The sequence below is a fragment of the Symbiopectobacterium sp. genome (assembly GCF_047692315.1).
Classification (GTDB): Bacteria; Pseudomonadota; Gammaproteobacteria; order Enterobacterales; family Enterobacteriaceae; genus Symbiopectobacterium.
On record NZ_JBLLJS010000012.1, the window covers coordinates 101,666 to 113,381 of the forward strand.

The 11,716-nt window shown below is 49.7% G+C and carries 10 protein-coding genes and 2 pseudogenes; 4 read left to right on the top strand and 8 right to left on the bottom strand.

Features of this window, described 5'->3' with window-relative positions:
• Window positions 1–183: 183 nt before the first annotated feature.
• The gene (locus tag ACMZI0_RS04750; protein WP_415672126.1) at window positions 184–978 is read left to right on the top strand and encodes a methyl-accepting chemotaxis protein; all 795 of its coding nucleotides are present in this window, start codon (window positions 184–186) and stop codon (window positions 976–978) included.
• Between the two features lie 113 nt (window positions 979–1,091).
• Here ACMZI0_RS04750 and ACMZI0_RS04755 read toward each other — a convergent pair whose 3' ends face one another.
• Window positions 1,092–1,268, bottom strand: coding sequence for a YciY family protein (locus ACMZI0_RS04755; RefSeq protein ID WP_415672127.1), 177 nt, complete (start codon window positions 1,266–1,268; stop codon window positions 1,092–1,094).
• Between the two features lie 203 nt (window positions 1,269–1,471).
• On the opposite strand from ACMZI0_RS04755, the gene cls reads away from it, so the two are divergent.
• Together cls and ACMZI0_RS04765 are read left to right on the top strand one after the other, a co-directional pair.
• The gene (cls, locus tag ACMZI0_RS04760; RefSeq protein ID WP_415672128.1) at window positions 1,472–2,932 is read left to right on the top strand and encodes a cardiolipin synthase; all 1,461 of its coding nucleotides are present in this window, start codon (window positions 1,472–1,474) and stop codon (window positions 2,930–2,932) included.
• Window positions 2,933–3,026: 94 nt separating this feature from the next.
• Window positions 3,027–3,350, top strand: a complete 324-nt coding sequence (locus ACMZI0_RS04765; RefSeq protein WP_415672129.1) for an HI1450 family dsDNA-mimic protein — start codon at window positions 3,027–3,029, stop codon at window positions 3,348–3,350.
• 44 nt (window positions 3,351–3,394) lie between these two features.
• Here ACMZI0_RS04765 and oppF read toward each other — a convergent pair whose 3' ends face one another.
• The 5 genes and pseudogenes from oppF to ACMZI0_RS04790 all read right to left on the bottom strand — a co-directional run.
• Window positions 3,395–4,402 carry a murein tripeptide/oligopeptide ABC transporter ATP binding protein OppF gene (oppF, locus tag ACMZI0_RS04770; RefSeq protein ID WP_415672130.1) on the bottom strand — a complete coding sequence of 336 codons (1,008 nt, stop codon included), beginning with the start codon at window positions 4,400–4,402 and terminating at the stop codon, window positions 3,395–3,397.
• Window positions 4,399–5,412, bottom strand: coding sequence for an oligopeptide ABC transporter ATP-binding protein OppD (gene oppD, locus ACMZI0_RS04775; RefSeq protein ID WP_415672131.1), 1,014 nt, complete (start codon window positions 5,410–5,412; stop codon window positions 4,399–4,401). Before oppD ends, oppF begins: the two co-directional genes overlap by 4 nt.
• A 9-nt stretch (window positions 5,413–5,421) precedes the next feature.
• Window positions 5,422–6,105, bottom strand: a pseudogene (locus ACMZI0_RS04780) (ABC transporter permease subunit).
• Between the two features lie 11 nt (window positions 6,106–6,116).
• Complete coding sequence (gene oppB, locus ACMZI0_RS04785; RefSeq protein ID WP_415672132.1) at window positions 6,117–7,022, bottom strand: oligopeptide ABC transporter permease OppB; 906 nt, start codon at window positions 7,020–7,022, stop codon at window positions 6,117–6,119.
• A gap of 100 nt (window positions 7,023–7,122) precedes the next feature.
• A pseudogene (locus tag ACMZI0_RS04790) lies at window positions 7,123–8,433 on the bottom strand (ABC transporter substrate-binding protein); the annotation flags it as partial.
• 564 nt (window positions 8,434–8,997) lie between these two features.
• Between ACMZI0_RS04790 and hns the strand changes: the two are divergent.
• Entirely contained in the window at window positions 8,998–9,405 is a 408-nt protein-coding gene (hns, locus tag ACMZI0_RS04795) for a histone-like nucleoid-structuring protein H-NS (RefSeq protein ID WP_415672343.1), read from the top strand.
• Window positions 9,406–9,521: 116 nt separating this feature from the next.
• Here the strand turns inward: hns and galU are convergent, their stop codons facing one another.
• Window positions 9,522–10,436, bottom strand: a complete 915-nt coding sequence (gene galU / locus ACMZI0_RS04800; RefSeq protein ID WP_415672133.1) for a UTP--glucose-1-phosphate uridylyltransferase GalU — start codon at window positions 10,434–10,436, stop codon at window positions 9,522–9,524.
• Between the two features lie 237 nt (window positions 10,437–10,673).
• Window positions 10,674–11,690 (bottom strand): two-component system response regulator RssB, encoded by a 1,017-nt coding sequence (gene rssB, locus ACMZI0_RS04805; protein WP_415672134.1) that lies wholly within the window; start codon window positions 11,688–11,690, stop codon window positions 10,674–10,676.
• Between the last annotated feature and the right edge of the window lie 26 nt (window positions 11,691–11,716).

Here is an 11,716-nt window from a genome sequence, read left to right on the forward strand (position 1 = left end):
GAAAAAGCTGAAATAATATAGTCATTTAACAATGCTATGGTGCTGACTCTTGTTTATTGAGAGCCAGGACTTATGCTACCACGATTCGCGTTTCTGAAGGGAAAAGGGACATGTTCCGCAGATTCCGACCCAGCATTTTTTGGGGTTATTGCTGATTATCGGTTTGTTTCACTGCTGCAACTGATGTCAATCGCGATTATTTCCAATACCATGACCCAAGTGCAGTATGACACGACGGCCAACGATCGCTTACGTGAACAACAAGCACTTTTGGATCAGGCGCGGCTGCAAGCCAATGAATTAAAAGCAATCACTGACAATATTCTTCAGCTCAATGAACAACTGGCGCAGCACACCCAGCATACCGAGCAAGCCAGCCAGCATGCCCTGAATACCAGTACCATGGTCGCTCACGGCGAATTGATGATGAATGACGTGCATGCTGCGATGTCCGACATCACCGGGCGCACCAAAGAGATGACGGAGGCTATCGGGATGATAGAAAACGTGGCGTTTCAGACTCACATTCTGTCGTTAAATGTCACCATTGAAGCTGCGCGAGCTGGCGAACTGGGGCGCGGTTTCGCGGTCGTCGCCCGCGAGGTTGGCACGCTGGCAGCGCAAAGCAGCCAGTCGGCACAGCATATTAATGTGCTTATCCGCGACCCTGACAGCAGCGTCGCGACCGGTGCCAAGCTGGTTAAGAAATTGAGCGACAACCTGCAAAATATTATCAGCTCCGCACAGGGCACCGGCGCTTTTCTCAATGATATCGCCGACATTTCCTCGCAGCAAACGCAGCATATCCAAGCGGTTACCGACCATATTCAAACGCTGAACGGCACGGTGAAACAGAATGTCAGCCAGGTAGAGGCCAGTGCTGATACCTTCAATTCGTTACTGGCGCAGACTGAGCAGTTGCGCGCGTCAGTCACCCTCTTCACCCTGCCAACGCCAAACTCACCGGAAAGGGGGTAACCTTCATCATCCACACTATTACGCAGGCGCCCTAGCAACGTGCAGATATAACAAACAACGGCCACCCACGGTGGCCGTTAGCACGATCGGTTTGGTACCTCGCTAAGGAACGATTACCACTCGTAAGCCACCGCGTAAAGCAAAGCACGACGCTGATGTTTCTGTTGCAGATAACGGGCATAATGGATATGCTGATAAGTGTGCGACTGGGCTTCCAACCAACAGCTTCTGCGCCGCTGAACCTGGCGTAACATGCGCCACCGGATCACTTCATTTCTGCTGCGTCTCACGACAAAACTCTTCATCGAAAACGGGAGGGGGTGCGGCGTGATAGTATAGCGCGTTCTCAAATCGATCCAAGCACCCGACACACTTTGCAGCGTCTGTCGGTGTGATTTTCTCCTATTGTATTCAGACGAAAGGAATTTCCTCTTTTGGCAAACTATGAGTACACTTTATGTCAATCGTGTGCCGAAGGGATCTGTGCGCTGCTATGACAACTTTTTACACTTTGTTGAGTTGGCTACTGGTATTGGGTTACTGGCTGCTGATCGCGGGCGTCACACTACGTGTCTTGATGAAACGCCGTGCGGTTCCTTCTGCGATGGCCTGGTTGCTGGTTATCTACATCCTGCCTTTGGTCGGTATCATCGCCTACCTCTCTTTTGGTGAGTTGCATCTGGGTAAACGCCGCGCCGAGCGCGCCAGCCGCATGTGGCCGTCAACGGCTAAGTGGCTGCGTGAACTCACCGAGTATCGTCGAATCTTCGCCACTGAGAACAGCGAAGTAGCGCGATCATTGTTCCAATTGTGTGAGCGTCGTCAGGGGATCGGTGGCATCAAGGGAAATCAGTTGCAACTGCTGACTACCTTTGAAGACACCATCAAAGCATTGGTGCACGATATCGACCTGGCACGCAGCGATATCGAGATGGTGTTTTACATCTGGCAACCCGGCGGATTGGTAGAACAGGTTAGCACAGCGTTGAAAAACGCCGCTCAGCGCGGCGTCAAATGTCGAATTTTGCTCGATTCTGCGGGCAGCGTTGATTTCTTCCACAGCACCTACCCGACACAAATGCGCGATGCCGGTATTGAAGTGGTGGAAGCCCTCAAGGTTAACCTGTTTCGTGCTTTTCTGCGCCGCATGGATCTGCGTCAGCACCGTAAGGTGGTCCTGATTGATAACCGCATTGCCTATTCCGGCAGCATGAACATGGTCGATCCGCGCTTTTTCAAACAGGATGCGGATGTAGGCCAATGGGTCGATTTGATGGCACGCATCGAGGGCCCAATCACCACTACCATGGGCATCATCTATTGCTGCGCCTGGGAAATGGAAACGGGTCAGCGTCTGTTGCCCCCGCCGCCCGATGTCAACCTGATGCCGTTCGAGCAAGAACGCGGGCATACTGTGCAGGTGGTTGCATCAGGTCCGGGCTACCCTGAAGACATGATCCATCAGGCGCTGCTGACTGCCGTTTACTCCGCACGGCATCAGTTGATCATGACCACGCCCTACTTCGTGCCCAGTGATGACCTGCTACATGCGATCTGTACGGCTGCGCAGCGCGGCGTTGATGTCAGCATCATTTTGCCGCACAAAAATGATTCCGTGCTGGTCGGCTGGGCCAGTCGTGCCTTTTTCAATGAACTGTTTGCCGCAGGGGTAAAAATCTATCAGTTTCAGGGAGGATTGCTGCATACCAAAAGCGTGTTGGTCGATGGGCAGCTCAGCCTGGTCGGCACCGTTAATCTGGATATGCGCAGCCTGTGGCTCAACTTTGAAATCACCCTGGTTATCGATGACGACGGCTTTGGCAGCGACCTGGCCTGCGTGCAGGAAGACTATATCGCGCGCTCACGCCTGATGGATGAAACCAAATGGCAGCAGCGCCCCTACTGGCAGCGTATCGTTGAGCGCCTGTTTTACTTTTTCAGCCCGTTTCTTTGATGTTCAGTATCCGGACAATCGCCATGTGCAGCACTGTCAATAGCGAAGCCGTCATGTTCTAATAGTGCCATTACTGAATCAATGGGAATGCCTTATGGACCTGAACAACCGCCTTACGGAAGATGAAACGCTCGAACAAGCCTATGATATTTTTCTTGAGTTGGCATCAGACAACCTTGATCCCGCGGATATCATCCTGTTCAACCTGCAATTTGAAGAGCACGGCGGCGCAGAATTATTCGATCCCGCTGAAGACTGGCAGGAACATGTTGATGTTGATTTAAATCCCGATTTTTTTGCTGAAGTCGTGATTGGTCTGGCGGAAAAAGACGGCAACCCGATTACTGACGTGTTTGCACGCATTTTGATTTGCCGTGAAAAAGACAACAAGATGTGCCACATCTTGTGGCGTGAATAAATAGCCTGATTAACGGCCTGCACATTTGCAGGCCGTTTTTTTTGCTAACCATGTAGCAGATCGACTTTAAGACACGAAACCGCATGGGTAAAATTTCCCTCCAGCAAGGGGCGCGTCTTTGTGCAGGCTTCGCTGGCTATCGGGCAACGGGTACAAAACACGCAGCCAGAAGGCGGGTTAATGGGTGAAGGCAACTCGCCCTCTAATAGCTGTATTTGCTTGTTACGCTCTTTATCAGGATCGGGAATGGGTACCGCCGACATCAGCGCCTGAGTATAGGGGTGCAGCGGATTGCCAAACAACGCCTCATCGGTTGCCAACTCCACGGCATGGCCGAGATACATCACCAGCATGCGATCGGAAATGTGTTTGACGACGGAGAGATCGTGAGCAATAAAAATCAGTGACAGTTGCATCTCTCGCTGTAGCTGCCTCAGCAAATTCACCACCTGCGCCTGAATCGACACATCGAGCGCCGATACTGGCTCATCGCAAATAATCAGCTTGGGACGTAAAATCAATGCCCGGGCAATACCAATACGCTGACACCGTCCGCCTGAAAACTCATGGGGATAGCGATTAATCTGGTTAGGCAGTAACCCCACCTTTTGCATCATATTTTTGACACGATCATTGATTACTTGCCGCGACAGATCCTTGCGGTAGGTACGCGACAGCTCGGCAATGATCTCACCCACCGTCATACGCGGGTTGAGCGACGCCAGCGGATCTTGAAAAATCATTTGAATATCGTTGCGAACATGGCGCCATCCATCGTGATGGATGTGACACAAATCCTTTCCCAACCAGCAAATTTGCCCGCTGGTGGCTTTAACCAGTCCAATAATGGCGCGCGCCAGGGTTGATTTACCACAGCCAGACTCACCGACAATGCCAAGCGTTTCACCTTCATAAAGTCGAAACGTAACACCATCCACCGCCCTGAGCGATTGTGGCGACTGCCAAAACCATTTTTTACGCGCGTTAACGGCGAAGTGTACGCAAAGATCGCGCACATCAAGGATGACACGTTTGTCCTGCGGGGTGGTCATAACACCTCCTCAATGGCACGAAAACAGGCGCGCATCCGACCGGCATCGAACGCAGTCAAAGGCGGTATTTCCTGACAACGCGCCATGGCATACGGGCACCGGGGAAGGAACGGGCCTCCCTGCGGCAAGTGCAACAGATTAGGCGGATTACCCGGAATAGTGGCCAGTGTCTCATCGCTAACGTCCAGACGAGGTACGGCATTGAGTAACCCTACCGAATAGGGATGAGAGGGACGATAAAATACATCTCGCGCGCTGCCATACTCCATGGTTCGCCCGGCATACATCACCAGCACCTTGTCACAAATGCCTGCCACCACCCCTAAATCGTGAGTGATCATGATGATGGCGGTGTTGAATTCACGTTTCAGATCGGAGAGCAGCGTCATCATTTGTGCCTGAACAGTGACATCCAGCGCTGTAGTCGGTTCATCGGCGATCAACAGTTTTGGCTGGCACAGCAGCGCCATAGCAATCATCACCCGCTGGAGCATGCCACCGGAAAATTCATGCGGGTACATTTTCATTCGCTGACGAGCTTCCGGCATCCGTACCGCATCCAGCATTTTGACAGCGCCGTCGAATGCCTCACTTCGGCTGCATTTTTGATGGAACATCAGCACTTCCATCAACTGTTCACCGACGCGCATATAGGGATTGAGCGAGGTCATCGGGTCTTGAAAAATCATGGCGATCTCTTGCGCCCGCAGCATATTCAGCGATTTTTCAGGCAGATTGAGAATGTCTTGTCCCATGAATCGCGCCGAACCGCTGGCGCTGCCATTTGCGGCTAACAGTCCCATCAGCGCAAACGCGGTCTGCGATTTTCCAGAACCTGACTCCCCGACAATTCCCAGCGTTTCGCCCTGATCGATAGTAAAACTCAACGCGTTCACCGCCGTAACGTCACCGTTCTCGGTGGCGAAGCGCACACTGAGATCCGTTACGCTGAGCAACGGATGTAGCGCGCGGAGGTTATCCACTTTCCGTTCTGCGTTATTTGCAATCATAGCGGCTCCTTAGCGATCCTTCGGGTCCAGGGCATCCCGTAAGCCATCACCGATAAAATTAAAGCAAAACAGGGTAACCACCAAAACGCAGCGGGAAACAGCAGCAGCCAGGGCGACACTTCCATAGAGTTCGCACCATCATTGAGTAGCGATCCCCAACTGCTGAGCGGCTCTTGCACTCCCAGCCCAAGAAAACTTAAAAACGATTCAAACAGGATCATGCAGGGGACTAACAGTGAGGCATAAACCACCACAACTCCGAGCACATTAGGCACGATGTGACGCAATACAATGCCCATGATAGAAACACCGCATACCACGGCTGCCTCAATAAATTCTTTACGCTTAAGACTCAGCGTTTGCCCGCGCACAATCCTTGCCATGTCCAACCACGACACCATGCCAATCGCGATAAAGATCAGCAGTAACTGCTGACCAAAAAAGGTGGCCAAGAGAATGACAAAAAACATAAAGGGAAAGGAGTTCAGGATCTCCAGCCAGCGCATCATGACAGAATCGATCTTGCCACCGGCATAGCCAGAAATTGCCCCGTACAGAGTGCCCACCAGCACAGCAATCAGCAGCGCGGTGATGCATAAACCGGCGCCCTGCATCCTGCCATAAACTACGGCCCTTGATTTCCAAGGATTGGCCCACGTTCATCAGCGTGTGATGATTCTGCTTTCTAAACATCCTCACCTCACTCAATAACGAATTTTGGGATCGATGATGGCATATAACACATCAATGATAGCGTTGAACAAGATGGTCAAACCGCCAACCAGTATGGTCAGGCTCAGCACCAGAGAATAGTCGCGATTCAAAGCGCCGTTAACAAACAGCTGGCCAATGCCCGGCAAATCGAAAATTGTCTCGATCACCATAGAGCCAGTAATGATGCCGACAAACGCCGGGCCCATGTAAGAGAGCACCGGCAGCAAGGCCGGTTTCAGCGCATGACGCAGGATGATGTGGCGCATCGGTAACCCTTTGGCTCGTGCGGTGCGAATAAAATTGGCGTGAAGCACTTCGATCATCGCCCCGCGCGTAATGCGTGCGATGCTGGCGATGTAAGAGAGAGAAAGAGCGACCATTGGCAGCAACACATATTTACCCGCCCCACCATTCCAGCCGCCGGCGGGCAGCCAGCGCAGAGTAATCGCAAACACCAGTACCAGCAGTGGTGCGACCACAAAACTGGGGATCACGACGCCGGTCATGGCAAATCCCATGATGGTGTAATCCCATCGGCTATTTTGGTGCAGAGCCTCCACACCCAGTATTACGGCAAACAGGAACGCGGCTGCGCCAAGCTTTGCTGAAACAGGGAAGGCACTTGCCACCAGATCGTTAACCGAGTAGTCCTTATATTTGAATGACGGGCCAAAATCTTCCTGAACCAATTGCAGCAGGTAATTGCCATATTGCTTCAAAACCGGATCGTTGAGGTGGTATTTGGCTTCGATATTCGCCATGACTTCAGGCGGCAAATTTCGTTCGCCAGTAAAAGGACTTACCGGCGCTAACCGCATCATAAAGAAAGAGATCGTAATCAATATAAACAGCGTCGGTATCGCTTCCAGACAGCGACGCAGAATAAATTTCAGCATTGTTTTACCTATAAAGGCATTGTGCCTGTTTCTGAAATGCGTCTCTCTCTGCCGATCATTTTTTCAGCAAGAGAGAGGCGGTGCACATTCAGCGACAGCGTTAATGTTTCAAAATATAAAGATCTTTCACATGTACATTGTTCAGCGGGTCGTTCCCGGTCAAACCGCCGACATAAGGTTTTACCAACCGAGTGTTGGCGTAATAAAAGACCGGTATTGTCACTGCATCGCGATCTAATTGCGTTTCGGCCTGCTGATAAACGACTGAGCGTTCTTCATCATTGGCAACTTGCAGTGATTTCGTCATTAAGGCATCAAACGCTGCGCTTTTGTAATGTGACGTATTTGAACTGCTGTCCGATAACATACTGTTCAGAAATGATGAGGGTTCATTATAATCGGCACACCACCCGGCGCGCGCCAGATCAAAACTCCCCTGATGGCGCGTACTGAGAAACGTTTTCCATTCCTGATTTTCCAATTTCACATTCACGCCGATATTTTGCTTCCAGAGTGAATCGGCAGCAATCGCCATTTTCTTGTGCAGATCGGACGTATTATAAAGCAGCGTCAGCGTCAACGGTTTTTCGGGCGAATACCCTGCTTCGCTCAATAGCCGCTTTGCCTCGGCATTACGTTTCTCCTGCAGCCAAGTAAACCACTCGGGCACGGTGGCCTTTAAGCCATCAATATAAGGCGGCACGAATCCATATGCAGGCATATCACCTTGATTTTTCACCTTGTTGGTTAAAATCGCCTGATCGAGTCCTAACCGCAATGCCTGGCACACCCGTACATCAGTAAAGGGTGCACGTTGGTTATTAATTTCATAATAATATGAACATAAATAAGGTGTAACCTTCACTTCATTGGGTACTTCCTGCTTCATTTTTTGAAACAGTTCAATCGGTAAATTGGTGTAGGTGATATCAATTTCACCGCTGCGATAACGGTTTACATCCGTCACTTCTGACGCTATCGGTAAATAAGTCACTTGCTCAATTGTGGTATGGGCATTATCCCAATAGTGCGGATTGCGCGCTAAAACCAGACGTTCATTGACAACCCAATTTTTCAATGTATAGGCACCGTTTCCCACCCAATTTTGCGGCTGGGTCCATTTCTCACCGAACTGCTCAACCACAGTACGATTGACGGGCGACATGGCGGGATAAACAGGGAGTTTATCAAAATAAGGCACCGCTTCACTCAACGTCACCTCTAACGTATGGTCATCCAGTGCCTTTAACCCCAACGCATCGGGTGCTTTTTTTCCAGCAATGATGTCATCAATATTGACGATATGCCCATATTGCAGATAACTGGCATAAGGCGATGCTGTTTTTGGATCGACTAGCCGTTGCCAACTGTAAACAAAATCCTGCGCGGTAACGGGATCGCCGTTCGACCATCATATTCTGAAATAACCGACGTGACAGTACCCGCACTCCGTCTCCTGTCGGTGGGAAGTCAGGCATCGTGATAACTCGGCAATCACTGTCACAATGCAGCGAGTAGCGGCTATATATATGGCAACGGGCACTTGTGACAAATCTTATACTCTGTAAAAACATTAACCGCATGAGCGATATTTAGCGTAAATAATTAGCATTGTATGATATCGACCATAACGAACCAGAGATCGCGCCCTTTCGAGTAAAGGAACAAGTAACTTGTTTTGTGTTAGTGGGCACACTCCATGCGAGAACACGTATACACTGCCGGGTATAATCAACGCTTATATCGTATCCTGCCAGCATCGCCGTTGCCCCTTGCCCCTGTCATCGAGTAATAGACAAGTAAAATCTATTTCATTCGTTAACAAAGTGGTTTTATTTACATAAGCTGCAACGTGATATCGGTTTTAAAAATGCCATTTTTTAACAATCTTACAAATTTGACTATTGCAGAAAATAAAATAGCCATCTATTATCACCCTACATACGCCACCAATATATTATTTGAGATTATCACAATGAGCGAAGCACTAAAGGTTCTAAACAACATCCGTACTCTGCGCGCCCAAGCGAGAGAATGTAGTCTGGATACTTTGGAAGAAATGCTGGAAAAACTGGAAGTCGTCGTCAATGAACGTCGCGACGAAGAAAATCAGGCGCAAGCGGAAATCGAAGAACGCACGCGTAAATTACAGCAATATCGCGATATGCTGATTGCTAATGGCATCGATCCGAATGAACTGTTGCAGTCTTTGGGCACTGCTAAAACGCCGGGCAAAAGCAAGCGTGCCGCTCGCCCAGCAAAATATCAATATACCGATGAAAACGGCGAAGCGAGAACCTGGACTGGCCAGGGTCGCACTCCTGCCGTGATTAAAAAAGCAATTGAAGAGCAAGGTAAATCTCTGGACGATTTCCTGCTGTAATTGCTGATCGACACAGTTACGTTTATTTAGTAAAAACCCCCGTTCAACGGGGATTTTTTTATATCCTTTTTCATGGCGCTCTGCGAACCAACTGGCAAAGCACCATTTAAAGCCGATTATTTCACATCACTTTCATTAACGGTTTCATTAAGCCACGCAGCAAAATCATTACCCAGCGTATTGTGACGCAGGCCGTATTCCACGAATGCACGCATGTAACCTAATTTGTTTCCACAATCGTGACTCACCCCTTTCAAGTGATAAGCTTCAACTGTTTCTTTTTCCATCAACATGGCAATAGCATCCGTTAACTGGATTTCATTGCCCGCACCCGGCGGGGTTTTTTCCAACAGAGACCAAATATCAGCCGAAAGCACATAACGACCAACAATCGCCAAATTTGAAGGCGCTTCAGAAGCCTTGGGTTTCTCTACTACACCCACCATCGGCGCACTGTCGCCAGGCTGCAATTTTTGTCCTTTGCAATCCACTACGCCATAGCTGCTGACTTCCTCAACCGGTTCAACCATAATTTGGCTGTGACCCGTTTCGGAAAAACGCGCCAGCATTTCACTCAAGTTGTCTTTCTTAAGATTGGATGCAAATTCATCAATGATAACGTCGGGCAAAATAACAGAGACAGGTTCATCCCCGGCTAAAGGATGCGCGCACATAACCGCGTGTCCCAATCCTTTTGCCAACCCCTGACGCACTTGCATGATGGTGACATGTTTAGGACAAATAGACTGAACTTCTTCCAACAGCTGACGCTTAACGCGTTTTTCCAGCATCGCTTCCAGCTCAAAACTGGTATCGAAGTGGTTTTCAATAGAATGTTTAGACGAGTGTGTAACTAAAATAATTTCGTTCAAGCCTGCCGCAATACACTCATTGACAACGTATTGAATGAGAGGTTTATCAACCAGCGGCAACATTTCTTTTGGAATCGCTTTTGTTGCCGGCAGCATCCGCGTTCCTAGCCCTGCGACGGGGATCACCGCTTTTTTAACTTTTTTATTCACCGTTGACATAACAACCTCTGATATACCGTTCAAATAATGAACGTTATTGCCGGGTTTAATTCGGGATACACCAGCCTAGATGGCCAGCGGCGATACCCGGTAAACGCGATGGCTATGATAAAAATAAAACAACGCTTTATATAGTAGGAAATAAAAAATTAATAACGAAAGCGGAGGGTATGCAACAAATTGCATGATGGGCGCCTATCAGACAATTCCGTAGTCATCAGCATGCTGCGGGCAAGCTCAATCGACTGACAGCATGAGCCGCAATCGCCCACCTCGCCCCCACACCTGACATTCCCAGGCGGGGCACTCGTAGTTTAATTGATTAAGATAAGCCCCATCCAACGTGCCAAGCGGTATGCCGTTGTTTAACACCAACTGCTCTTCCCCGGCATTAAGCATGGCGTGCAAACCTGCAGAAATCAGGATCAGGCGTTGCAACTCTCGGTGATAGTAGCCAACCAGCAGAGGAAAACGTCCATTGAGATTAGCCTGGCGCAACAGCTGATTGACCTGCCGCAGCAGTACCGGCAGTTCGGGTAAGCGGTGTTGCTGATTAGCCAGGTGTTCTTGTAGCAGCCCATTAAACAGTGTACGCAACAACAGGGCAGCCAGTGTGCCGTTATTGTTTACTGCTTGCGTCACATCAAGGCAGTAAAACGCCAGATCATCATCTGACAGCGCTGCAATATCCAGCACTAAGCCGGGTTGCTCCACCGAGGTCAGCTGACGATAACGCACGCTGCAACCAGCAACGTTCTGTTGCACGGGCGGTTGCAATTGAGCAAGCAGTTTATTTACCGCTTCTGGCGATTGATTAAGTGAATCCATATCCTGCATCAGTTGTTCAACTTCAATGGCCTGAGAAGTGAACATATCGGGATACATGCAGGTCATCACCGCTTCACGCAGGCGTGCGTAGTCACGAATGGGTTTGAGCATCACGTCCTGCACTCCCAGTCTGAGTACTTTGGCAACGTCACCCATCTGACTGGTGGCAGACACCACCAAAATCGGCGTACGATTATCCTGCAATCTGAGCGTTTCAACGAACTCAATGCCCCCCATCAAAGGCATTTCCAAATCGCACACGATCAAATCAGGGTGATAGCCTTGCATTACGGCTAGTGCATCAACCCCATTGACAGCTTCACGCACAGACGCACCGAGCGATGTCAGATAGCCGGCAATTACCGAACGAAACACCGCCTCATCTTCAACAATCAATATGTGCTTATCTGTTAATGGCTGACCCATCGATAACCTCATACGTCCACTTCATG

What these genes read in the sequence shown, in the direction of transcription:
- ACMZI0_RS04750 (WP_415672126.1), top strand. Translation starts at nt 184, where the DNA reads ATGTCAATCGCGATTATTTCCAATACCATGACCCAAGTGCAGTATGAC.
- galU (WP_415672133.1), bottom strand. Translation starts at nt 10,436, where the DNA reads ATGTCAACGGTGAATAAAAAAGTTAAAAAAGCGGTGATCCCCGTCGCA.
- hns (WP_415672343.1), top strand. Translation starts at nt 8,998, where the DNA reads ATGAGCGAAGCACTAAAGGTTCTAAACAACATCCGTACTCTGCGCGCC.
- cls (WP_415672128.1), top strand. Translation starts at nt 1,472, where the DNA reads ATGACAACTTTTTACACTTTGTTGAGTTGGCTACTGGTATTGGGTTAC.
- ACMZI0_RS04765 (WP_415672129.1), top strand. Translation starts at nt 3,027, where the DNA reads ATGGACCTGAACAACCGCCTTACGGAAGATGAAACGCTCGAACAAGCC.
- oppB (WP_415672132.1), bottom strand. Translation starts at nt 7,022, where the DNA reads ATGCTGAAATTTATTCTGCGTCGCTGTCTGGAAGCGATACCGACGCTG.
- oppD (WP_415672131.1), bottom strand. Translation starts at nt 5,412, where the DNA reads ATGATTGCAAATAACGCAGAACGGAAAGTGGATAACCTCCGCGCGCTA.
- rssB (WP_415672134.1), bottom strand. Translation starts at nt 11,690, where the DNA reads ATGGGTCAGCCATTAACAGATAAGCACATATTGATTGTTGAAGATGAG.
- oppF (WP_415672130.1), bottom strand. Translation starts at nt 4,402, where the DNA reads ATGACCACCCCGCAGGACAAACGTGTCATCCTTGATGTGCGCGATCTT.